General features: G+C 53.9%; 17 protein-coding genes. 6 read left to right on the forward strand and 11 right to left on the reverse strand.

Annotation, left to right across the window (positions count from 1 at the left end):
- Positions 1-22: 22 nt before the first annotated feature.
- The 5 genes from ACS5NO_RS08665 to ACS5NO_RS08685 form a co-directional block, all read right to left on the reverse strand.
- Positions 23-1,399: a sensor histidine kinase gene (locus ACS5NO_RS08665; protein ID WP_439414771.1), complete on the reverse strand. Its 1,377-nt coding sequence runs from the start codon at positions 1,397-1,399 to the stop codon at positions 23-25.
- Positions 1,400-1,405: 6 nt separating this feature from the next.
- On the reverse strand, positions 1,406-1,606 hold the full coding sequence (locus ACS5NO_RS08670; RefSeq protein WP_439414772.1) for a hypothetical protein: 201 nt from the start codon (positions 1,604-1,606) through the stop codon (positions 1,406-1,408).
- 211 nt (positions 1,607-1,817) lie between these two features.
- A complete protein-coding gene (locus ACS5NO_RS08675; RefSeq protein ID WP_138990148.1) occupies positions 1,818-2,495 on the reverse strand; it encodes a response regulator in 678 nt (225 codons plus the stop codon).
- Positions 2,496-2,756: 261 nt separating this feature from the next.
- Positions 2,757-3,368 (reverse strand): RNA polymerase sigma factor, encoded by a 612-nt coding sequence (locus tag ACS5NO_RS08680; RefSeq protein ID WP_439414773.1) that lies wholly within the window; start codon positions 3,366-3,368, stop codon positions 2,757-2,759.
- Positions 3,369-3,630: 262 nt separating this feature from the next.
- Positions 3,631-7,068 carry a ThuA domain-containing protein gene (locus ACS5NO_RS08685; protein ID WP_439414774.1) on the reverse strand — a complete coding sequence of 1,146 codons (3,438 nt, stop codon included), beginning with the start codon at positions 7,066-7,068 and terminating at the stop codon, positions 3,631-3,633.
- A 161-nt stretch (positions 7,069-7,229) separates the two neighbouring features.
- Between ACS5NO_RS08685 and gloA2 the strand changes: the two genes are divergently transcribed.
- Positions 7,230-7,622, forward strand: coding sequence for an SMU1112c/YaeR family gloxylase I-like metalloprotein (gene gloA2, locus ACS5NO_RS08690; protein ID WP_439414775.1), 393 nt, complete (start codon positions 7,230-7,232; stop codon positions 7,620-7,622).
- 9 nt (positions 7,623-7,631) lie between these two features.
- On the opposite strand, the gene ACS5NO_RS08695 is transcribed toward gloA2, so the two are convergent.
- The 4 genes from ACS5NO_RS08695 to ACS5NO_RS08710 all read right to left on the reverse strand — a co-directional run bounded on the left by ACS5NO_RS08695 (position 7,632) and on the right by ACS5NO_RS08710 (position 14,029).
- Complete coding sequence (locus ACS5NO_RS08695; protein WP_439414776.1) at positions 7,632-8,213, reverse strand: hypothetical protein; 582 nt, start codon at positions 8,211-8,213, stop codon at positions 7,632-7,634.
- Positions 8,210-9,352 carry an efflux RND transporter periplasmic adaptor subunit gene (locus tag ACS5NO_RS08700; protein WP_439414777.1) on the reverse strand — a complete coding sequence of 381 codons (1,143 nt, stop codon included), beginning with the start codon at positions 9,350-9,352 and terminating at the stop codon, positions 8,210-8,212. The genes ACS5NO_RS08695 and ACS5NO_RS08700 overlap by 4 nt, the downstream gene beginning before the upstream one ends.
- Positions 9,349-12,591 (reverse strand): efflux RND transporter permease subunit, encoded by a 3,243-nt coding sequence (locus ACS5NO_RS08705; RefSeq protein ID WP_439414778.1) that lies wholly within the window; start codon positions 12,589-12,591, stop codon positions 9,349-9,351. Before ACS5NO_RS08705 ends, ACS5NO_RS08700 begins: the two co-directional genes overlap by 4 nt.
- A 109-nt stretch (positions 12,592-12,700) precedes the next feature.
- Positions 12,701-14,029 carry a TolC family protein gene (locus tag ACS5NO_RS08710; protein ID WP_439414779.1) on the reverse strand — a complete coding sequence of 443 codons (1,329 nt, stop codon included), beginning with the start codon at positions 14,027-14,029 and terminating at the stop codon, positions 12,701-12,703.
- 345 nt (positions 14,030-14,374) lie between these two features.
- Here ACS5NO_RS08710 and ACS5NO_RS08715 point away from each other — a divergent pair, with 345 nt between their 5' ends.
- Positions 14,375-15,052 (forward strand): response regulator transcription factor, encoded by a 678-nt coding sequence (locus ACS5NO_RS08715; protein WP_439414780.1) that lies wholly within the window; start codon positions 14,375-14,377, stop codon positions 15,050-15,052.
- Positions 15,049-16,323: a sensor histidine kinase gene (locus ACS5NO_RS08720; RefSeq protein WP_439414781.1), complete on the forward strand. Its 1,275-nt coding sequence runs from the start codon at positions 15,049-15,051 to the stop codon at positions 16,321-16,323. Before ACS5NO_RS08715 ends, ACS5NO_RS08720 begins: the two co-directional genes overlap by 4 nt.
- A gap of 57 nt (positions 16,324-16,380) precedes the next feature.
- Here the strand turns inward: ACS5NO_RS08720 and ACS5NO_RS08725 are convergent, their stop codons facing one another.
- The gene (locus tag ACS5NO_RS08725) at positions 16,381-17,445 is read right to left on the reverse strand and encodes a winged helix DNA-binding domain-containing protein (protein ID WP_439414782.1); all 1,065 of its coding nucleotides are present in this window, start codon (positions 17,443-17,445) and stop codon (positions 16,381-16,383) included.
- A 172-nt stretch (positions 17,446-17,617) separates the two neighbouring features.
- Here ACS5NO_RS08725 and ACS5NO_RS08730 point away from each other — a divergent pair, with 172 nt between their 5' ends.
- Together ACS5NO_RS08730 and ACS5NO_RS08735 are read left to right on the forward strand one after the other, a co-directional pair.
- Positions 17,618-18,490 carry an arylamine N-acetyltransferase family protein gene (locus tag ACS5NO_RS08730; protein WP_439414783.1) on the forward strand — a complete coding sequence of 291 codons (873 nt, stop codon included), beginning with the start codon at positions 17,618-17,620 and terminating at the stop codon, positions 18,488-18,490.
- 132 nt (positions 18,491-18,622) lie between these two features.
- Positions 18,623-19,270: a carbonic anhydrase gene (locus ACS5NO_RS08735; RefSeq protein ID WP_114405507.1), complete on the forward strand. Its 648-nt coding sequence runs from the start codon at positions 18,623-18,625 to the stop codon at positions 19,268-19,270.
- A gap of 68 nt (positions 19,271-19,338) precedes the next feature.
- Here the strand turns inward: ACS5NO_RS08735 and ACS5NO_RS08740 are convergent, their stop codons facing one another.
- Positions 19,339-20,043: a hypothetical protein gene (locus ACS5NO_RS08740; protein WP_439414784.1), complete on the reverse strand. Its 705-nt coding sequence runs from the start codon at positions 20,041-20,043 to the stop codon at positions 19,339-19,341.
- 222 nt (positions 20,044-20,265) lie between these two features.
- Between ACS5NO_RS08740 and ACS5NO_RS08745 the strand changes: the two genes are divergently transcribed.
- On the forward strand, positions 20,266-24,483 hold the full coding sequence (locus ACS5NO_RS08745; RefSeq protein ID WP_439414785.1) for a hybrid sensor histidine kinase/response regulator: 4,218 nt from the start codon (positions 20,266-20,268) through the stop codon (positions 24,481-24,483).
- The last annotated feature ends 17 nt before the right edge of the window (positions 24,484-24,500 follow it).

Genomic DNA, 24,500 nt, shown 5'->3' on the forward strand with positions numbered 1-24,500 from the left:
CTGAACAGTAATCCGTTCGTTTTCAGGAAGTAAACTGACGAACCAGTTCCAGTTGAAAAACCGTTGGCTGGCCTTCGCCCGAAGTGACGGACACCCGGCCCTGATGGAGCCGGACGATGCGTTCCACCAGCGACAGCCCGACGCCGTTGCCCCTGACTTCGGCGGTTTGTCGGCTCCGGTAGAAAGGTTCGAAAATATACGGCAAATCATCGGCAGGAATGGGTGTGCCGTTGTTCTGCACGCTGATCACAACGGCGGTTTCGGTGAATCGGACGTGGATCACGGCTTTGCCATCGCTGGAAAACTTGCAGGCATTTTCGGTCAGATTTTTCAGGGCCGTTCGCAGCAGAGCGGTATTGCCCGGCACGGCCAACTGGTTGAAATCGTCCGGTAATTCGTCAAAATGAACGGTTACTTCGTAGCGGGAATGGATGTTGCTCACTTCCTCCCGAATGTCCCAGACCACTTCGTCCAGGCGCACCGAATCCGTCAACAAGCCGACCGCCGACGCCTGGTTGACCTGCGAAAGCTGCAACAATTCCCGCGTCAATGTTGACAGCTCGCCCACATCGTCCAGCACCGACCGGATGGTTTCTTCATAAACCGCCGATTCCCGGCGGTTGAGCAACGCCACTTCCAGTTGGGAGCTGATCTGGGTCAGCGGATTTTTCAATTCGTGCGAGACATTGGCCACAAACATCCGTTGTAGCCGGAACGATTCGTCGATGCGGTCGAGCAGGCGGTTGATGGTGGTCGATAGGCGGCTGATTTCGTCGTTATCCGTGCTGACTGGCAAGCGTTCCTGCAACGTATTCGGAAAAATGTGGTTCAGTTGCTGTTCCATGCGCTTCATGGGTCGGAGCGCGTCGCCCGCGTAGAGCCAGCCCGAAAAGGCAACAATCCCGACAATGCCCCCGAACAATCCGACCAAAACGACCAGCATCTGGCGCAGAAACTGGTCGCCATAGCGGTTTTCGGCGCTGGCTAGCACCACATACTGGCCCGAGGTGGTTGCGTAGCGTACGCCGGTTACGTAAGCCGCTCCCTGCCGGAATTTCTTGTTTTTTTTCGCCCGAATGGCGTCCAGCACCTGGGTCGATACAGCCAGCGGAACCTGCTCATTGGTGATGAAAACCGGACTGTTCCGTCCGTCATATACGGCTATTTTCTGCGCCGGAAGCTGGTCTTTTCGCAGTCGGGTAAACTGAATCAGGAGTTGAGGACCCATTTGCTGCCGAATTAGTAATTCGCCCACCGTGTCGGCTTTACGGTCGAGCCGCCGGTAGAAATCGGACGAGATAAAATACCAGCAAAATGCGTAAAGGCAAGCAAAAGCGAGGGCCAGAATGGCTGAAACCAGGCCCGTGAAACGGAGCGTCAGGCGGGTACGGATGGTCATAAAACATTACCGGAGTAAAGCCGGAATATCGACCAGCCAGGCAATCAACAGCGTCAACACAAACAGGCTCACCATCAGGATCATCAGCCAGTCGGGCTGTCGTGGTTCGCGGGTTTTCGACCCGGAAGGAGGTGAACTGTCTCGATGCCCCATCAAAGGACCCGAATCCGTTCCGTAGGTGGGGCTGTGTCGCGAGTTAGAAGTCATATTACGTGCTGGGAAAACCTCCCTGACGACAAAACTGAAGCGAAGAACTTAAACAGGATTAAATAATTGCTTAGAATTTCCTTAGAAGTTGTTTGAATGAAGGCCGGAGGCCTGTCCTGTCAATAGTCAATAACTATTGACAGACCGCCCTTCCAGGGCTCTCCCCGGTTAACTCAAACAGCTTGTTAGAAAACGGTTCGCCCCCGCGAACCTATTCTTCTTTTAACACATAACCCATACCAAACTGTGTATGAATGAGTTTTTTAGGAAAATCTTTGTCGATTTTCTTACGTAAATAATTGATGTACACCTCCACGACGTTCGTTCCCGCATCAAAATTCAAATCCCAGACCCGTTCGGCAATATCGACTTTCGACATCACCCGTCCCTGGTTTCGCAACAGGTATTCGAGTAGGGCAAACTCCCGGGCGGTGAGGTCGATCACCTGACCATCGCGACGAACGGTTTTGGCATCCAGGTTCATTTCGATCCCCGCAAACCGGAGCGTCTGGGCCGTCATGGCGACCTGCGTACTCCGTTTGGTCAGGGACCGTACCCGCGCGAGCAGCTCGGCAAACTGAAACGGTTTGGTCAAATACTGATCCGTTCCGGCATCGAAACCCATCACTTTATCACTACTTTCGCCCAGGGCCGTCAGCAACAGAATGGGGGTCGTGACACCCTGCGCCCGCAACTGGCGAATCAGTTCGAAACCGTTCAGGCCTGGAATGATGACGTCGGTAATGATGACGGCATACGAGTTCTTCAAGGCCAATCGCTTGGCAATCAGGCCGTCGTAGGCAATGTCTACTTCAAATTGTGTTTCTTCCAGACCCTGCCGAATGGCATTCAGGGTTTTGGGCTCATCCTCAACCACTAAAATTTTCATATCCAAAAGGCCAGATTCTGACTACCTAACCATCGCTGAATCGGATTGTTATCGTACCCCTTTTATTTCATTGACCGCGTTAGCGGGGAAACCGGCATCCGGCCCCGGCTTACTAAGCAGATTCTAAGCAGTTCTTAACCTCGCTCTAAGAACGCTCCGGTTATTTTACGGGCAGAGGTCAAAAAAATAGCGTTTTTAGGTTTGTCTATAATTCCCGGATAGCCACTGGAAAGGAGTTCAGTGGCTATTTTTTGTCCCGCTTTACTGGAGTAGACACATTACGAGCAGCCAATACTTAAAAAAAGAAATCTGACTTTTAAGCGAGGTCAACGCCTTGTAGAGCAAATTGGCCACGGATTGGCGGTTGATTTCCATCAGTTCCGCGATCTGCTCATTTTCCAGTCCTTTGTAAAACTTCAGAAAAACCACTTCCTGTTGCCGTTTCGGGAGGGTGTCGATGGCCTGACGGACTTTGCGCTGGTTTTCCGAATCGGCCTCATTTTTCTCAATGACAGTTTCAACGGTTTCCCAGTCAGACAGTTGGCTAATTTCCTGAAAAGATGGAGCCGAGACCGCGTTTTTATTCCGCCGGAATTCCTGCAAAAGCTGGTTGCGGAGCGATTTGAACAGATAGATCGCTACATACTGAATCGTGAGCGACTGGCGTTTTTCCCAGATCGTAATAAAGATTTCCTGAATCGAATCCTTAATAAACTCGCGATCCTCCGTAAAATTGGCCGCATAACTGAACAGAGCCCGGTATTGCGACTCGGCCAATTGGCAAAAAGCCGCCTTGTCTCCGGCCTTCGAACGCTGCCAGAGTTCCAGTAAATAGTCGTTTTCCTCGATTATGCGCTGTCGGTGGTCCAACATACCTTGTGCAATTCAAAGGTAAAATAACAGCAATAATCGTTAATACATAAATAAAAAATGGATGATTTGTGATTTATGCAAGTAAAAACCGTTTAAATGCCAGGTTGTCAGAATAAAATTGCGCAGAATGGTTTACGGTTTTCAGTATACGGTTTCCGGTATTCGGTGGCTGACGCATTCATAAGCGCGCGTCAGCCACCGGATACCGGAAACCGAATACCGGAAACCGAATACCGTAAACCGTATACTGAAAACCGTAAATTCATTCTTGAAACTGAATCGTGACGAACTTCAGAATCGCATCGTTGGGTTTGGTGCGCTTGATGGCAAAAAAGTAGACGTCGTGCTTGCCCGATACGGGCTTGCTGATCGAACCAGTAACTTCTTTGTTGGTGTTCCAGGCCCCGGTTGGCTGATAGGCCGTCGTGCTGATTACCGGCCCGGCCTGCGAGTCGATCCGCACCTGAATTTCGCCCGGCTGATCCAGCGAGGCATACTCGTAGGTGAACTGTTTGATGTGGGTTAAGTCGACGTTTTTCAGGAGAAGATACGCCTTGTGGCCACCCTGCGACAGGTTGACGCCAAACCGGGGGAAACCCACCTGGGCATCGGTATACACCGCCCGAACCTTCGCATTCCGCAGCGTAACGGCGTCAGTGCCGGTCAGTGGACCCACCACGTTCCCACCTTTATCAGTATACGAAGCCAGCAAGGTATATTGCCCTCTCAGTTCTTCTTTCTGGTGATCATTCAACGTCAGCGAGCCTTGCATCGGTACGGTTTTCTGTGCCCTTGGTTTGTCGGTCAGCGAGAAAATATAACGGACCATTTCCTGCGCATCAGTTACCGAAATCTGGGGGTGAGCGCTCATGACGTGTACGGTTCCCCAGTTACCGCCACCGCCGTTGATGATCTTGGTGGCCAGTTGTTCCAACGCGCCGGTTTGGGTTTTGTACTTTTGCGCCACCGCCAGCAGCGACGGCCCCACCGACACTTTATCAATCGTATGGCAGGCTTTGCAATCACTGGCATCCATCAGCATTTTGCCCGGCGGATTGCTCACCAGCACGGAGGTCGGCGACTTGGGTGCGTTTGGATCGGCAGTACTGGGCTGCGGATTGTAAGCGTAAAGCACCTTAACGCGCTTCGGATCGATTTTTCCATCTTCCTGATCCTGCACTTTCACCGTATACGCAAACGGTTTGCCTTCCCAGAAAAAGGATTGGTTGTCGGTGCTGGCAATGGTTACCGCTGGTTTGGAATTACCAACTTTAACGATAACCGTATCCCGGCCGACCAATCCGGCCCGGTCGGTGACTTTCAGAATGGCTTTGTAAATACCCGGTTTGGCGTAGGTGTAGGTCGCATTTGGCGTGGTAGCACCCACTTTTTTGCCATCGAATAGCCATTCGTATTTCACCTCATCATCATCATCCAGATCGCGCGAACCTCGGCTCACGAAGGACACCCGCAACGGAGCCGCCCCGGCGGCTTCGCGCAGAATCGGGAAATTCCGGCGTTCGGACGTCAGAAAAACCGTGCGGTCGAGATGGTTTTCCACCGCCGTGTCCTGCACGCTCGCCTGGGCCAGCGGAGGGCGGTTTCCGGTATTGTATTCGATCTTTACCAGACGCGCATCTTCGTTATCAGCCCCGTAAACCGAACCGTATTCCAGCATGTACATGACACCATCCGGCCCGAAATCCAGATCAATGGGGCGTCGAAAATCGCCGTTGGATGCCATAAAGGGCTCACTGCGCACGTAGTTTTCGTTTTCATCGAAGCTAAGCGCCAGCACCCAGTTGCGCATCCAGTCGAAAACAAACAGCTTGCCGTCGTAATACGCGGGGAATTTATTAGCAGACTTTGACTTCGTGTCAAAGGTGTAAAATTTTCCCGCCATCGCGCTGCGACCGCCGAGGCCCAACTCCGGGAATTCGGTCGAAGCGGCATACGGATACCAGATCATTGGGGGCGTCGCGGGCGGTAGCTGGTTCAATCCGGTATTGTTGGGCGAGTTGTTGACGGGAGCCGCCGGATCGAATTTCGGCCCGGCGGTTTTGGTGGCAAAGTCCCACTTGACATACGGATAATTGTTGCCGACAAAATACGGCCAGCCGTAATAACCGGCTTTTTTCGCCTGATTGAATTCGTCGTAGCCGCGTGGTCCCTGCACGCCTTCTTTGCCCGCATCGGGGCCAATTTCGCCCCAGTACAACACCGACGTTTTCGGATTGACGGCAATGCGGTACGGATTTCGGCAACCCATCGTATAGATTTCTGGACGGGTTTTAGCGGTTCCTTTCGGGAACAAATTGCCATCTGGAATCGTGTAGCTACCGTCTGGCTGGGGATGAATCCGCAACACCTTTCCCTTCAGATCGTTCGTGTTGGCCGCCGACCGCTGGGCGTCCAGGCTGTAGAATTCCTTGCCGGGCCGTTCGTCCATCGGCGAATAACCGTCGGACGGAAACGGGCTGGAACTGTCGCCGGTCGATAGATAGAGGTTGCCGTCTTTGTCCCAGGCCAGCGAGCCGCCGTGGTGCGAACCGCTGTTTTTCTCCACCGGAACCGTCAGCAGAATCTTCTCTGACTTCAGATCGAGGGTATTGTTGGCGTTGACTGTAAACCGGGAAAGCTGAAAATTGATCGGTTCTTCGGTTTGCCCGGCGGGGGTATAATAGACGTAAATGTGCCCATTTTTGGCAAAATTCGGGTCAACCGTCACTCCGATGAGTCCGGTTCCGCCCACGTAGGTGATCGGAAATTTATGAACCAATGCGTTTTTCCGCGTTTTCGGGTCATAAACCGACAAGTTTCCCTGAATTTCGGAGAAAAACACGCGCCCGTCGGGGGCAACCGCCAGCTCCATCGGCGAAGCCAGGTCATTGACCAGAATGGTTTTCACAAAGCGGTTTTGCTCCGGCGTTACGTTGGCGTAGGCTTTTTTATAATCCAGCGGTTTGGCCTCGCCGATGGCGTATTGGATGCCGCCCAACAGGTGTTTGAGAAACAGCGGTTCGCTGTAACTTTCGTCGGTGTGGCCGTTGCCGGTGTAGAAAGCCCGTCCGCCGTCAAATTCATGGTACCAGCTAATCGGATGATTGGCCCCGTTGGTGCCGCCTTCGTACGAGTTTTCATCCAGGTTCGCCAGCACCTTGATGCCCGAATAAAAGGAGCGGTAATTGTACCATTCGTCGGTGCGGTCCCAATGGTCCGGTAAGGTTGTTGTGGAGATGTGTTTCTTGTCGGTAACATCGACGGTCGCTTTGCGGACGTTGGAATTGTGCGGATGACTGGCAAAATGCGCGCCCATCAGCTTGCCGTACCAGGGCCAGTCGTATTCCGTATCGGCGGCCGCGTGGATGCCGACATAGCCACCACCGGCCTGGATGTAGCGTTCAAAAGCCGCCTGTTGTTCACCGTTCAGGACGTTGCCCGTGGTGTTGTTGAAGATCACCGTGGCGTATTTTTTCAGGTTTTCGTCCGTAAACACGGCGGCATTTTTTGTGGTATCTACCTGAAAATTATTCTCCTTTCCCAGTTTCTGAATGGCTGCAATCCCGAACGGAATGGAAGTGTGCTTCCAGCCTTTGGTTTTGGAGAATACCAGCACATGAACCGGGTCGGCGACCCGGACAGTCAGGCTCGAATGCAGTAAAAAAACGAGGCCGATGATGACACAGGAACTGATTCTCATGAGTATTGACATAACGCAGGGCTTAGGAGGTTGTTTTTTTTCGCGCAAACCCGTGCGGCCGGTCTCCTGGGTTTGCAGACTATAAAGCAGATTTGTCGAACAATCTGCTTTATAGTTCTAAAAAATAGTGCTATTATTCCTACTGCGCATCAAAAATTGCCATGCTACAACTCAACAGCGTTCATCACATCGCCATTATTTGCTCGGATTACGAGCGTTCGAAGCATTTTTATACGGAGATATTGGGATTGAAAATCATTCGGGAAGTGTATCGCGCCGAACGCGATTCGTACAAACTGGATCTGGAACTGAACGGCCAGTACATCATCGAACTGTTCTCGTTTCCGCATCCGCCCGCGCGCCCATCCTGGCCCGAAGCCCTGGGGTTGCGGCATCTGGCGTTTGCGGTGTCGGATGTGGAAGCCGCCAAAACCGCCCTGGAAACCGCTGGTATTGAAGCAGAACCCATCCGGATTGATGCGCATACCGGGCGACGGTTTACGTTTTTCAGCGATCCGGATGGGTTACCGTTGGAGTTTTATGAAGAGGATTAACTACTCCCGTTAGGGTCTGCGACCGTTGACAGGAGTATCATTGGTCGAGAGTTGCGAACCCGCGCTTTTCTGGCGGCAGTGATCATAGCTGTCGATCAACCGGTAGCTTTTGTGGTCGGTTTTGAGCCAGTTGCGGGCGGGCGTTTGCTGGATTAGCTCCTGCATGCAGGGATATTTGGCAAAAGCCACTTCCAGATTATGACGGTTCAGTGACAAAACCGGTTCGTCGGGCGTGACGCTGAAAAAATAATGTTCCGTGGCCCCTTCCCCAAAGTCCGACTGGCGGTAGAGCGTCAGTGTCTTTTCCTGCACCACCTCGTAGGTGTTGCCGAGATACAGCCGATACAGGGTTCCGTCTGTCTGCTTATAACCCCAAAGCCGTTCGGTGGCTACGGTTTTTCTCTGACCCGAATCCGTCGTTACCTGCACGTTGTACGGGTGCCAGTGGACCTTCACTGACCGCAGATCCGGTGCCTGAATCTGATAGCCGCCCCGGTCGTTGCGATACACCATTTGGTAATGCGTTCGGTGAGTAGCACAACCCTGAACGAACAGTAAAACCGCTCCCAGCAAAATCCAGTACCGCATCATTGTTGAGAAGCGTTTAAAGCCTGACCATCGCGAATTTCCTCTGAAGCAATCCGGACCACCGGTTCGCCGGCTTTGAGACCGCCGAACACTTCGACCAGGCTGTCGAGCGTGTTGCCTTTTTCGACCGACACCCACTCGGCTTTGTGGTTATTGACGCGAATCACGAACGTTTTTTCGCTGGAACTAACCACGGCGGTTTTCGGCACAAACAACGTAGGAGCTGTTCGTTCCATCGGCATCTTCACCTCGGCATACATCCCGGATTTCAGTTGGTTGGCCTTGTTGTCAAAGTCAAACTCCGCCAGCATCGACCGGTTGGCTTCCACCAGGCTCTGGGCGCTCCGGGCCAGTTTTGCGTTAAAGTGCTGTTCGGGAATGGCGTTGACCGTAAACGTAACCGCACTTTTGGCGGCCAACTGATTCGCAAACGTTTCGGGAATGGCTACCGTTAACCGCAACGTCCGGCTGTCTTCCAGCACAAACAACGGTTTGGAATTGCTGTCACCCGCACCCACCAGCGCCCCGGCACTTACATTCCGTTCGGTGATCACGCCGTCGAACGGTGCGGTGATGGTCAGGTATTGCCGCAACTCTTTTTTGGTCTGGTAATTGGAACGGCCCACCTGAATATTTCCCGTTGCCACGGCTACCGTCGCGCTGTCGGCCATCATCTTCGCCTGCGCCTGATCGAGTTCGTGCAGCGAAACTGCTCCTTCGACCTTGCTGGTTTGCAGCAAGCGGTTGTAGGTCAGCCGACTGGCGCGGAACCGGGCGGTTTGTTCCTGCAACGCGGCTTCCTGCGCCTGGAGTTGCGCCTGCGCGGTGCTCAGTTCCGACAACACCTCCGGCGCATCGAGCACGGCCAGCACCTGACCTTTCCGAACCGGCGAACCGCGATCAACCCGCACATCGCGGATGAATCCTTTCACTTTGGCGTACAGGCTGACGCGGTTCCAGGGCTTCAGTTCGCCCGGCAGGGTGACCGCCTGGCTGGGCCGCATCGTTTGCACTTCAGTTACGGCAACCTTTTGTACGTCAGGTGTTTTAACGGTTTTCTTTTCTTCACTGGCGGCCGACGTACAGGCCGCCATTCCGGCAGCAGCGACGACGGGCCAAACAAGTTTTAACAACGGTTTCATACGACGGTATGCAGGGGTTGATGGTAAAATTTGCTTTCCGGATCTTCCGGATCGAGGGATACAGACTGGACGGAAGCGTTGGTCTGAAACTGGGTGAAAACACAGGGTAGGATCAGCAGAGCCGCCAGCGTGGAGGCAATCAAACCGCCGATGACGGCCTGACCGAGCGGAGCAATCTGGTCACCGCCCTCGCCCATGCCGGAGGCCATCGGCACCATCCCGGCAATCATGGCAATGCTGGTCATCAGAATCGGGCGAATCCGGCTGTTGGCCGCTAGCACGACGGCTTTGCGGGTGTCGCCTATTTCCAGCCGTAAATTCTCGGCATTGGTCACCATCAAAATGGCGTTGGCCACCGACACGCCCACGGACATGATCAAACCCATGTACGATTGAAGGTTGAGCGTGGCCCCGCAGGCCAGCAGCATCAGCAGTGCCCCGGCCACCACGGCCGGAATAGCCGCCAGAATGACCAGTGAGAGCTTGAAGGACTGATAGTTAGCGGCCAGGAGTAAGAAAATAATGACAATCGCGACCAGAAGCCCGGTTTGCAAACTGCTTAGCGTATCCGTCAGCAGGCTGGTTTGACCACCCAGTTCAACGAGCACACCCCGGGGCGGTTCACCCGCGTTTTTGATCGCCAGTTCAACGGCTTTTTGCGCCGAACCGAGGTCTTTGTTTTGCAAATTGGCCGTGATCGTCACCAGCCGGTTGGGGCCGGCGCGGTCGTATTCGCCGGGGGCGGTTCCTTCCGAAAATGTCGCGACGTCCGACAGCAGCGGGTGCATTTCGCCACTCTTCAACGGAATATTCCCGATGTCGCTGGCGCTGCTCATTTTGTATTCCGGAATCTGCACTTGCACCTGGTAGGCCAGTCCTTTCGATTCATCGAGCCAGAGGTTTTTGTCGGTAAAGCGGCTGGACGAGGTGGCCGCGACCATCGACCGGGCGACTTGCGTGGACGTCACGCCCAGTTGACCCGCCCGTTCGCGGTTCAGCGTCACGTTCAAAACTGGGTAGGCGAGGGGTTGCGCAATTTGCACATCACGCAAAAAGTCGATCTTCGCCATTTCCGCCCGAATCTTGTTGGCAAACCGCCCGGCTTCGCTCAGGTCTTTGGCGGCCACGGTCACCTCAATGGGTGTCGATGCGCCCTGACTCATGATTTTTTCGGTCAGCTCGATCGGTTCAAAGGAAATGTTGGCTGTTGGCAAGGCCTTCGCAATTCGCTCCCGAAGTTCTTCCTTCAGGTCATCCATCTTCACGGTATGATCCTCCTTCAGCGACACCTGCAAAACCGCTTCGTGCGGGCCGCTGTTGAATACGAAAATGTTGGACGTCCCGTAACTCGACGGAACCGTACCGACGTAGGCCGACGAAATTTCGACGTTATCGGCTCCGACCGATTCTTTGATGATATCCAGCACTTTCAGCGTGGCGGTTTCGGTGCGTTCCACCCGCGTTCCGTCGGGAATCCGCAGGCGCATCTGAAACTGGTGGCTGTTGCCGTGGGGCAGAATATCCGTTCCGATCACCATAAAACACACGACGATAATGGCCAGACTACCAGCCAGATAGCCGCCCACCACCAAGCCCCGGCGGTTCAGGATTTTTTCGAGCCAGGTCGAATATCGTTGTTTGAATTTGTCGAAACCGGTGGCGTTTTTGACCGGATGCGCACCTTCTTCCAGCATCGTATGCCGTTCTTCGGCATCGAGTGCCAGCGTGGCCGGTTCGTGTTCGGCCCTTCCGTGGGCCGGATGACTTTTCAGCAGCCAGTTGGCTAAAACCGGTACGAACGTTTGCGACAGTAAAAACGACGCAATCATCGCAAAACCGACCGACAGCGACAGCGGGAGGAACATCGAGCGTGGAACCCCGCTCATCACGAACGCCGGAGCAAAAACCGCCAGAATCGCCAGCAGAATCAGGAATTCCGGGAAAACGATTTCTTTACAGGCATCCCAGATCGCAACTGCTTTGGGCCGACCCATTTCGAGATGCTGGTGGATATTCTCAATCGTTACGGTGGCCTGATCAACCAGAATCCCGATGGCCAGCGCCAGCCCCGACAGCGTCATGATGTTGATGGTTTGCCCGCACAGATTGAGCATGATGACCGCCGACAGAATCGAGATCGGGATGGTGACCACCACGATGATCACGCTGCGCCAGTCGCGGAGGAAGAGCAACACCATCAAACCGGTCAAAACCGCCCCCAGAACCCCTTCCGTCACCAGACTTTTCAGGGCGTTGGTGACGTAAACCGATTGATCAAATTCGTAGGAAATCTTGACGTCTTCCGGTACGGCGGCCCGCAATTCCGGCAGGGCTTTGCGGATGTTGTTCACGACGTCGAGCGTGGAGGCATCCGATTTTTTCACCACCGGAATATACACCGCCCGGCGACCGTTGACCAGCGCGTAACTCACCGTGACGTCGGCTCCATCTTCCACCGTGGCAATATCCCGCACAAAAACCGTCGGTCCCGACCCCACCCGAATCGGAATGTTGAGAAAATCTTCGGGCTTCTTCACCAGCGAGTTAACCGGCGTCATCAGCGTTTTTTCGCCAATGCGAATGTTCCCGGCGGGAGACGGCTGGTTGTTGGTCACAATGGATTTGATCACTTCCTCCGGCGTCAGTTGATAACTGCGCACGAGGGCCGGATTCACCTTCACGATCACCGTCCGCTGGTTTCCCCCGAAGGGCGGAGGGCTGGAAACGCCCGGAATCCGCGAGAACATCGGCCGCACCCGCGACGACGCATAATCCTGAATTTCGTTGAGCGAGCGGCTCGGACTTTCAAAAACCAGTTGCCCCACCGGCACCGAGCTGGCGTCGAACCGGACCACCTGGGGCGGCACGGTTCCTTCCGGCATGTAGGCTTTGGCGCGCGACACGTTGTTGGCCACCTCGGCAGCCGCCTGGGCCATGTCCGTGCCCGGATAGAACGACAATTTGATCAGCGACAGGCCCTGAATGGTCTTCACGTCGATGTCGCGAATACCGGACACGTAGAGAAAGTGATCCTGGTAGCGGGTGGCAATAAAACCGTCCATCTGGTCGGGGGCCATCCCGCCGTAGGGCTGCACCACGTAAATGGTCGGCAAATCCAGGTTGGGGAAAATATCGACGGGAATGGTAAACAGCGACATCACCGAAAAAAACAGGAGGCCGAGCACCAATACCACCACCGAAATGGGTTTCCGCAACGCGGAACGAATGAGTTGATACATGGGAAATGGGTTTAAGGTTTAAAGTTTGAGGTTTAACGTTAGCTCCCTGAATACCAAATTGTTCGTGGTTGTTTTGGCCTTAAACGTTAAACTTCAAACCTTAAACCTATTACTTCAATTGATTCATAAACAGCGAGATGTCTCCCTCAGCCGCGGCTTTCAGGAGCAGGTAGCGCCAGACGTTGCTGGTGGCGACGTAGCCATCGGTTTCGGCCCGGTTCAGGGTAACGAAGCTTTGCAGGAGCGTGGGCAAATCGGCCAGTCCGTTCTGGTAGCGGGCCTTGGCCTGGTTGTAGGCTTGCTGCGCGGCCCGGAGCTGAACGGGTGCCTGACGCGCCTGTTCCAGTCCGAGCGTCAGTTGCGTTTCGGCTTCCCGGTTTTGCCGGGTGATGCGCAGTTGCTGGTCGTTGTAGAGTTGCCGGAAGCGTTCGACCTGGAATTGTTCGCTGCGGGCATCGTGTTTGAGCCGCAGGCTGTTGGTCAGATTCCAGCGGGCCACCACGCCGACCAGGTAGTTGGAAGCCTGATAACCCAGTCCCCGGTTGAAATCCATGGCGAACGTTTCATCGGCATTGGCAAATCCCGACCCCCGAGCCCAACCGGCCCCGACGAGCGAGATCGACGGGAGCATCGAACGCTGGAGCGCCACGGTGCGCGCGGACGAAAAGTTGATTTGCGACTGGAAAAACCGCAAAACCGGATTTTTCGGCGAAATGGAATCCGATTGAAACGTGGTTTGTGGCAACGTGGTATAAAACCGCATGCTATCGATGCGAAGACCGGTCTGTACCTGACCGATGAGTTCCGAGAGTCGCAGCAGCTGTACCTGTTCACGTTGCTGGCTTTCGAGCAGCAACAGTCGCGCCCGAACCGCTTCGGCGGTGGCCAGTGAACTATCGACGCCCGCCCGCATCCCCGAACGAACCCCGGCATCAACCACGTTTTTGAAGGTTTCCGCCCGCTCGACGTTGCTGCGCTGGACATCGACCAGTTTCTGGTTGACCAGGAGCGTGAGGTACGCGTCGATAATCCGGATCTGGTGCTGAAACAGCTCGTTGTCGTAATCGGTTTGCGAGCGGTTGAGATCGGCTTCGGCCGCTTTCACGCTGGCTTTCACGCGACCGAAGTTGACGATTCGCCAGTCGATGACGGCGCTGACAAAGCTGCCGGTGGTGCCCCGGTAAATGTTGTCGGGCCGAATGCCGCCGGAAGTCGAAATGGACGTGCCTTCGTTGGGGAAAAACGAACCGTTCAGGGCATTGCTGGTCGCATAGGTATACTGATCCTGAACGATGACGCTGGGCAGAAAGTCTGTTCGGCTGGCCTGAACCCGCTTTTCGGCGCTCTGGATTTCGGCCTGTTTGGATTTGAGAAACGGATAGGCTTGGGTTCCCTGCTCCAGGGCCTGCGATAGCGTCAGGGTTTGGGCCTGAACCATACCTTGGCTAAACAGGAACGTTGCGGTTATGGCTGTTAGTAACCAGGTGCGCGATCGGCGGAACCTAAAATGTACGTGTTTCATTGGCAACTCGTTTTCCGGCCTTGGTGACAAAACCGTGGTAAGTGCCTGCAAAACAACGGGGCAATTCTGGAAACATTTGGGAAGAAAAAAGATTGTTACGCAGAGTTTAGCGGAGGAAAAGGGGAGTTACACAGAGAAAAAACAACTCTGCTTAACTCTGATTTCCTCCGCTAAACTCTGCGTAATAACTTTTCCCTCCAGAATGTTTCCAACATTGCCCGCTACTTTTGGTGTTTAGGAATTGGATGAACCCGGAGAAGGATGAAAGTACTGGTGGTAGAAGATGAAAAAGGCTTGGCCGAAAGCATCACCGACTATATGAACAAAGAGGGGTATCTTTGCGAGACGGCGGGGACTTTCCGGGAAGCCGACGAGCGGATTTATCTGTATCACTACGACTGTGTGATTGTGGATCTGACGTTGCCCGACGGCGACGGTTTTCAACTGATTCAGACGTTGAAAAAACTGCTGGCCACCACCGGTGTCATCATTATTTCGGCCCGTAACGCGCTGGAAGACAAGATCAGAGGGCTGGAAATTGGTTCGGATGACTACCTGACCAAACCGTTTCATCTGTCGGAGCTGAATGCCCGGGTGAAGTCGCTGATTCGCCGGCGGAATTTTGGGGGACACACCGAAATCCGGTTCCGGGAAATCCGGGTGAATCCGTCTTCGCGGAAGGTGTATGTGAACGGCCAACTGGCGGTTTTATCCCGGAAAGAATACGATCTGCTGCTGTATTTTTTGTCGAACATCGACGTTGTGCTAACCAAAGTTTCCATTGCCGAGCATTTGTGGGGCGACAACATCGACTCCGCCGATTCACTGGATATGGTCTATTCACACATCAAAAACCTGCGCCGGAAACTGCTGGAAAAAGGCGGCTCGGACTATGTTAGTTCGGTATACGGGATCGGTTACAAATTCGGGGAACCGTGAAACTACTCGCTAAAACGAACCGCATTTACCTGGCCTTCTCGCTGGCCATTTACCTCTTCGCCGGGCTGGCCTTCTATCAGGTCGTCCGGATTTTGATTTACAACGAAGTGGAAACCCGGCTGAAGGTTGAAAAGCGGGATTTTGAAGCCTATCTGAAACAGCACAAAGCCTGGTCGGATACAACCTATTTTGTTGAAAACAAGATCGATGTCGTTCCGGTTGGGCGGCAAACCCGGCTTTCGGAGACGTTTATCGACACGCTGATCCAAAACCGCTACGACCAGGAGCTGATGCCGTTTCGGCAACTTACGTTTTACGTGCCGATCAAGGGTGTGATGCACCGGGTGTCGATTCGGAAATCCCTGATTCAATCTTACCAACTCATCGAAGTCATCACGGTGACGATGGCGGCCTGTCTGGGATTGCTGCTGCTTGGCACGTTCTGGTTTCAGGGGAAACTATCGGGGCGGCTCTGGATGCCGTTCTACGAAAGTTTGTCCCGCATCAAACGCTTCAATCTGGCGAGTGCGACGCCCCTGCAACTCGACAAACCGGAGATCAATGAGTTTCGGGAATTGAACGAGGTGCTGCGCAAGATGGGCGACAAAATGCAGCAGGATTACCGCAGCCTGAAGGAATTTACCGAAAATGCCTCCCACGAAATCCAGACACCCCTCGCGCTGATCAACGCCAAAGTGGAACAACTCATCCAATCGGAAAAACTGACGGAAACGCAAACCCGCTGGATCGAGGAAATTTACCAGGCCTCCCGGCGCATGGCCCGGCTGAACCAGGGATTGCTCTTGCTGGCAAAAATTGATAATCAGCAGTTTACCGACAATCAGACCGTTGATCTGGCGGCTTTGCTGGCCGGGAAGCTGAGCGCAATGGACGAGGTGTTGCTCCACAAACAGATTGCGGTCACGATCGGGAATTTGGCCCCTTTTGCGGTTCAACTGCCCCCGGCGCTGGCCGATAGTCTGGTGACCAATCTGGTCAACAATGCCATCAAACACAACCACGCAGAAGGGCGCGTCGAACTGTGGTCCGACGGAAAAAATCTGTCGCTGGGCAATACCGGCCATGCGCTGGTTTCGAATCCCGAACGCTTGTTCGAACGCTTCAAAAAAGAAGGTTCCAGCCCGGATTCCGTGGGTTTAGGGTTGGCCATCATCAGAGAAATCTGCGATACGTACGGTTTGGAGGTGCAGTATGACGAAAGCAACGGTTGGCACCGGTTTGTCATTTCCCGGAAAGTGAACGAAGCGTAACCCTGACAGCGGTTTCGGTTTATGCAGAAGAAACAGGCATTGCCTGACTCTTCAATTCTATTCACATCCCAAAAACCGTTGATACCGCTCTTTGGCATCCGACAAAGCCTGTTGCTGCGTGTCGGTCAGGGTGGCGAACAGGCTGTTTTCGATCAAAACCGCATCTTTCTTCAACGTCCGTTTCCAGGTGCCGACCACCCGCCCGTCGATCACGATAACCGGACTGAAAATACCGTTACCGGCTTTGGCGATCTGCGCCGGGTCCAAGCCGCCGAGCGGAGCGCACCGGTCTTTGTAGGCGACTAAATATTCGTCGTAAACCGGTAATAGATAGGCGGTTGTGGTGTGTTCGTGCAATGCAGGCAGAGACGCGGGCATCCAGTACGTTTGACCAGCCACCACCTCGGACACAAAACCGGATTTGATCAGATCCATCCCGGCTCTGGCGTCGGTCAGCGTCAGGCCCGACCACCAGCTAAAATCCGCCAGCGTTGCCGGTCCGTGGCTGGTAAAATACCGTCGGGTCCATTCGGCCAGGGCTTCTTCGCGCAGCAGCGGTTTTGTGGGTGGCACCCAGTCGTCGAGCAGTGTGAACGTAAACTCCTTGCCCCGCCGGACGCCGTGGCAAAGCAGCCGGTCGTAGGACGCCCGCGCCAGCAGCATACTCAGGCGGTTTCCGTGGGCCGGAATGCCCGCCTGTTCCAGAGCGGTTTTTAATTCGGGGCGCGTCAGGTGTCGACCGTCCGACAACGCTTTCGTGAAAACCGCTTTACTTTTTGCAATAACCGGTTCGCTGAGTTCAAGTTGGCGGAAATGACTGGCGTAAAGGGCCTGTAAACGGGGTTGGTTCAGTTCCAGAATCCAGTGAATATCGGCAGCCGCCACAAAATGCAGGGTACCGCGCATTGGCCAGGTGCGCAGGATGGTCCGGTTGGCAATTGCCTGCTCGATGTCGGCGTCGGTGCTGCCGGGCAGTCGGTTGCCGATGGCCCACTTGCTGGCCGCATAATCCTGTCCCTGAACGGCCCCAAACCAGGCTATCAGGTCGCCAGGCGTTGTCAGCGACGATTGCATCAGGTGTTGCTGATGAAGGCGGTATTGAACGAGGTCTGAATGGGTCATGGCATGAAGATGAAAGAAAACGATGGCATTTGCCTTGATTGGGTTGGGTGACGCGCCGATCAAAAGTACAACCGACGGGTGACAGCCCTGTGTCAGCAGCAAAAATCGGGCGTTTGCATTTTTGAAAAATTTTCCCGCTTATTTTTTCAGGGGTGTTGATAACTTTGTACCCATGCCATCCCAACTCATTCAGCCACAAGAACCCGCGCCAGCCCTGTCGGAAATCGATCTCGATGCTTATTTTCAGCGCATCGGCTACACCGGCGACCGCGCGCCCACGCTCGAAACGCTGCGAACCCTCCAGCGTCTCCATACCGAAACCATTCCGTTCGAAAACCTCAATCCGTTGCTGGGCCTGCCGGTTTTGCTGGACAGCGATTCGCTTCAGCAAAAAATGGTGCAGCGTGGGCGGGGCGGGTATTGTTTTGAGCAAAACCGGCTGTTAAGCTTCGTGTTGCAAGCGCTGGGTTTTCGGGTTCGGGGGTTGGCCGCCCGCGTTCTCTGGAACGTTCCGGAAGGTGAAGTCAAAGCCATCACGCACATGCTGCTGCAGGTGGAGGTGGGGCCGGAATCATACCTGGTGGATGTGGGTTTTGGCGGTTTGTCGCCCACCGGCCCCGTACAACTCGTGCTGAATACCGTGCAGGCGACCCCTCATGAACCATTCCGATTGATCGAGTCAAATGGTGAACTGGAAGTACAGGCGGAAGTCAGGAACGAGTGGCGGTCGTTGTATCGCTTTACACTGCGGGAATTTCTGCTGCCTGATTATGAAATGTTTAGCTTTTACCTGTGTACGCATCCCAACTCGTATTTTCTCCGCAGCCTGGCCGTTGCCCGAACGACGGCCGACCGGCGTTATGGCCTGCGCGATACAATTTTGACCACGCATCGTTTGGGGGGCGAATCGGAGCAGCGGGAACTCCGCAGCGTGGCCGAATTCCGCACCGTACTCGAGGAGATTTTCCGGCTGACGCTGCCTGATGCGCCAAACCTTGACACAACTTTGCAGCGAATTATCGACGCATCATCTGCGGAAAAATAACTATTTTGTGGTTACCATGTTTCGTATTGTAGAGGGGAGCGACTGTCGCTTTTCAGTACAGGCTGCCCGGTTTGATTTTGATAGAACGGAATAAATTCCCGAGATTGGGCGCTTACTTTATCATCCTATCCCATGAATATTAGCAGCGTATTTCAAAACAACGAAAAGTGGATCGCCGAAAAACTGGCCGGCGACGAAGATTATTTCACCAAGCTGTCGCAGGGGCAACAACCGGAGTTTCTCTACATTGGCTGTTCCGACAGCCGGGTTACTGCCGAAGACCTGATGGGGGTTAAGCCGGGGGAAGTGTTCGTTCACCGAAACATTGCGAATCTGGTCAACAACGTCGATTTGAATGTCATGTCGGTGCTGAATTATGCCGTCCGGCACTTGAAAGTCAACCATGTGGTCGTGTGTGGACACTACAATTGCGGGGGCGTGAAAGCGGCCATGGAACCGGTCGATCTGGGGATTCTGAACCCGTGGTTGCGCAACATTCGCGATGTATACCGCTACCACAAGGACGAACTGAATGCCATCGAGGACGTTAAAGCCCGTTACGACCGGCTCGTGGAACTGAATGTGGAAGAACAGTGTGTCAACCTGATCAAAACCGCAGCCATTCAGGAAGCCTTCCGCGAACGGGGCGTTAAGGTACACGGCTGGGTGTTCGATGTTCGCACCGGAAAATTGATCGATCTGAAGATTAATTTTGAAGAAAAAATGAGAAGCATCATGGAGATTTATAACCTCTATGAGCCGGTTTCACTGGTGAAATAAGTCGTTAACTGAGCCGCCCGCCTGAAAAATAATCATCGGTTAGGCGGCTCAGTTGCTATATAGCGTACTTATTCCGGTGACCCGTGGGGAATCAGCCGGAAGCGATACCGGAGTGCGATGTTTTCCAGAACACCATCGGGCAACGAATCTTCCTGTTTTTCGGACGGAATCAGCCAGGCCGACCAATCCGTCGATGCCTGCGGTCGCCTGGGCAGATCGAGCGGAAAATCGACCGGGGTGTTGTGAACGAATACCCGCATTTGCCATTTTTTCAGACTGATTGGGGTGGTTTCCCACGGTAGAATCACAAAATCCCCTTCTTGCCGTATCCGGTCGGGATGCGGGTTGTCCATGTCCTGCCCGATGAATTGAGGAACCAGAATCGAGTCGATGGCTGCGCCCTTAAGAAAGGATTGTGTGGCACGCAGTTCCACTTCCACCACCGCCCGGTGATCGGCGTATTCCAGCCTGTATTCCTGCTGATCCGACCAGTTCAGATAGAGTATGAACCAGCCAATGAGCGCAATACCGTCGAAGATCTGGAGATACCGGATGTAATTTTCGACCAGGAAATGCCGCGCCAGCAACCAGACTACAAAGAAGCCGACGAATGCCGCCAGAAAACCGCCCCAGGTTGCCAGGTAGGCCACCCCCAGCCGGGCATCCGGGCCGGCAACATGGCTGTTGAGGGCAACGGTCACTTCGAAAAACAAAAAATAAAACAAGGGAGCCGCACACAGGCTGGCGACAAATAAGGTAAAAAATCGTTCCATGATGGATCGAAATAACGAACCGATAACTCACTATTTAAGTGGTAATTGACACTAAGTGGGGTTTGGGGAATAAGGCGACATGAAAAATTAATAGATAACAAAACTGTTTTCTGTGAATACAATTTCACGCACGATTTTTGATGGAATAGTACAATTGTCAGACATGGTTATAATTTGTTGAGAAATAGTTGTTTTACCAAAAAATAACGCAGCGGGCTTTGTATGAAAGTAATATGTGCTGTTCTATTGCTATTCCTGTTGCAGGTTCAGCCATTTAACGCCCGGGCCGTTCCGATACGGTTCAAACACCTTACCACCAACGAGGGGTTATCCCAGAACAATGTAACCTGTATTTTACAAGACAGGCAGGGATTCATGTGGTTTGGCACGCAGGACGGTTTAAACCGGTTTGATGGTTACACCTTTACAGTATATCGGAATGACCCCAAAAAAGCGAACAGCCTGAGTCATAATTTTATCCGGGCACTCTACGAAGACCACAAAGGCCGCCTGTGGGTCGGCACGGAAGACGGCGGTTTGAATCTTTTCAACCGCGAAACCGACAACTTTGTCAGCTTTCAGCGGACCTCCGACAAGCTCAACAGCCTGAGCCATAATCAGGTGATCTCGATTGTGGAAGACCGTCAGGGAATGCTGTGGGTTGGAACCTACGGTGGCGGTTTGAACCGTTTCGACCCTGCCCGGCAATCCTTCACCCATTTCACCCACGATGCGGCTAACCCCCGCAGTCTGGGAAATGATTTTATTTACGATCTGCTGGTCGATGCGAAAGGACGGCTCTGGGCGGCAACCGGCGGGGGGGGACTGGACCTATTCGATGCGAAGACTCAAACTTTCCGGCACTTCGTCAACAACCCCGCCGATCCGGGCTCGCTGAGCAACGATAACGTCACCGCCCTCCTGCAAGATTCGCAGAACCGGATCTGGGTGGCCACCGAAGGCGGTGGGTTGAACCTGCTGAATGCCGATCAGCACACGTTTACCCGGTTTCAACACAGCAAAACCGATGTCAATACCATTAGCCACAATGACGTCATTTCGCTGGAAGAAGGTAATACGGGAAGTCTGTGGATAGGCACCCGAAACGGCGGCATTAGCGTTCTGAGCAAAGATCTTACCACCGTAACCCGCCATCCCTACAGCGAAACCAACAGCGAGGGCTTGAACAACGGCTCGATTTATGCCATCTGCCGGGATCGAAAAGGCGATATGTGGATCGGTACCTACAGCGGAGGAATCAATTTTTACGACCGTGAACCCCGAAAATTTGAACGCTATGAAAAAGATCGCTACAATCCCAATAGTCTGAGTAACAACAATGTGTTGTCTGTTCTGGAAGATGCCGAAGGAAATCTCTGGATGGGGACAGACGGCGGAGGGCTGAACCGCCTGAACCGAAAAACCAATCAGTTTACCCGGTTTATGCACCACGCTGATCGTCCGCGCAGCATCGGCAGCAACTTCGTGATGTGCGTTTTCGAAGACCGCGGACACAGGATTTGGGCGGGTAGTTACAAAGGAGGTCTCAGCCGGTGGGAAAAAGAACCGGGCGAGTTTGTCAATTTCCCGAAGAGTGACAGCCCGGATGGCATCAGCCACGAAAGCATTTGCGCCATTACCGAAGACAACGAAGGCAATCTGTGGCTCGGGACGCTCGGCGCCGGGGTGAGCCGTTATGATAAAAAAACCGGGTTATTCACGCATTACCGGCCTGATCCGACCCAACCGGGCAGCCTGAGTCATGCGGTCATCCGGACGTTGTACTGCGACCGGAGTGGCACCATCTGGGTCGGAACGGAAGGCGGTGGGCTAAACCGGTTCGATCGCCGGAGTAACAGCTTTACGAGTTACCGGTACAATCGAAATGTACCCGGAAGCCTGAGCAACAATCTGGTCAACAGCATCTACGAAGATGCCGGCGGAACGGTCTGGGTGGGTACCGACAGCGGGCTTAATAAATTCAATGCCAAAAACCAATCGTTTACGGTATACCGTCAGCAGGAGGGTTTGCCGAATGATGTGGTTCAGGGGCTGGTGGAAGACCGGCGGAAAGACCTCTGGATCAGCACCAATCGGGGCCTTTCCCGGTTTAATCCGCGAACCGGCACCTTCCGGAACTACGGCGTCAGCGATGGTTTGCAAGGCAACTCGTTCAACCGGAGAGCGGTATTCAAAGGCCGCTTGGGTGAACTTTTCTTTGGCGGAACCAACGGTCTGAACACGTTTTATCCCGATAGTTTGCGCGATAATTCGGCGATTCCGCCGGTTTTTATCACCCATTTCCACCTGTTTAATCAACCCGTTGCCATTGGGGCGCCGGATTCGCTGCTGCGAAAAAGCATCGATGAAAACACCCAAATCACACTGGCCTACTGGCAGTCGATGTTTTCGGTAACTTTTGCCGCTTTGAATTACAGCTTGCCCGAAAAAAACCAGTATGCGTATCAACTGGAGGGGTTTGATCGGGGGTGGATTTACGCCGGTCATTCCCGGATGGCAACCTACACCAACCTGGACCCCGGCGAATACGTTTTTCGGGTCAGGGCGTCCAACAACGACGGCATCTGGAATGAGCGGGGCACCTCGCTCCGGATTGTCATTACCCCGCCCTTCTGGGCCACCTGGTGGTTTCGAACCGGCCTGGTGCTGGCTTTGCTGCTGGGGGCCTATGGCTTATACCGGCATCGGGTAAAAACCATCGAAAACCAGAAAGAGGAACTGGAAAAAGAAGTGGGCGAACGAACCGCCGAAGTGTTGTACCAATCGGAAGAAATTCAGACCCAATCGGAACATTTGCAGGTTCTTGTCGAAGAAATCCACGAACAGCGGTTGCAGGAAAAACACGCGCGGGAAGAAGCTGAAAAAGCCAACCAGGCCAAGAGCGTTTTTCTGGCCACAATGAGCCACGAAATCCGGACACCCATGAATGGCGTGCTGGGCATGACCTATTTGTTGCAGGAAACGGAATTGTCGGAAGAGCAGCACGAATACGTCGACACCATTCACCAGTGCGGAACGAACCTGCTGGGTGTGATCAATGACATTCTCGATTTTTCCAAGATCGAATCCGGGAGTCTGGAACTGGAACTCCAGGACGTCGACTTGCGGCATTGTGTGGAAGACGTCCTGGATCTGTTTGCCAGCAAAGCCGCCGAACTGGAACTGGATCTGGTCTATGAACTGGATCCTCAGGTGCCGACACAGGTCATCGGCGACAGCCTGCGGCTGCGTCAGATTCTGATCAACCTCGTGGGCAATGCCATCAAGTTTACCGAGCGGGGCGAAGTGTTTGTGAGCATTGGGTTGCAACGGCGGATCAGTGATCAGGAACTGGAGCTGGTTTTTCGGGTTCGGGATACGGGCATCGGCATTCCGGAAGACAAACTGCAACGGCTGTTCAAAGCCTTTTCCCAGGTCGATTCGTCCATGACCCGGCGGTATGGCGGCACGGGCCTCGGGCTGGCCATCAGCGAGCGGCTGGTCAAACTCATGGGCGGGGAAATTACGGTCGACAGTCAGATCGGGATGGGAACGACGTTCACGTTCACGATTCAATGTCAGATCAGCCAGCAGGCCCAGCGGCAGTATATTTTCTTCAATACCGGCGAAAACGATGGGAAACGGGTTTTGCTCGTCGATGACAACCCCACGAATCTGACCATTTTGAAGGCCCACCTCGAACAGTGGAAACTCATGGTGGTGGCGGCATCGTCGGGCAAGCAGGCCCTGGCGATCATGAACCAGGAAGCGCCTTTTCAACTGGTTATTACGGACATGCAAATGCCGGAAATGAACGGGGTACAACTGGCGCGGGCCATTCGCGGGCGAAACCTGACCCTGCCGATCATTCTGCTGAGTTCCATTGGTGAAGAAAGCCGCAAATCGTATCCAGAGCTTTTCTCGGCGGTTTTGACCAAGCCTGTCAAGCAGCAGCAGCTTTTTGATGTGGTTCAGAAGCAACTCAAGCAATCGGTAGAACCCCGGGCGGTTGCCGCCAAAGCCGTCCACCACGCGCTGTCGGATCAGTTTTCCAAAGACTATCCCCTGCAGATTCTGGTCGCGGAAGATTACCCGGCCAATCAGAAACTGGCGCTCAATATTCTGAGTAAACTGGGCTATCAGGCACATTTGGCCCAAAACGGCGCCGAAGTGCTGGACCTGGTAAGACGGCGGTTTTACGACGTCATTCTGATGGATGTGCAGATGCCGGAAGTAAATGGTTTGGAAGCTACCATCTGGATTCGCCAGCAGCCGGGGGCCCAACCGACCATCATTGCGATGACCGCCAACGCGATGGCCGACGACCGCGAAGCGTGTTTACACGCGGGGATGGATGATTACATCGCCAAACCGATCGTGATTGAAGAACTGAAAAATGCTCTCCAACAAGCCGCGATTCTGCGGCAAACCGAACCCTGACAGCGGCCAACGGCCCT

Source organism: Larkinella fluvii, from assembly GCF_051857545.1.
In the GTDB taxonomy this organism is placed as follows: domain Bacteria; phylum Bacteroidota; class Bacteroidia; order Cytophagales; family Spirosomataceae; genus Larkinella.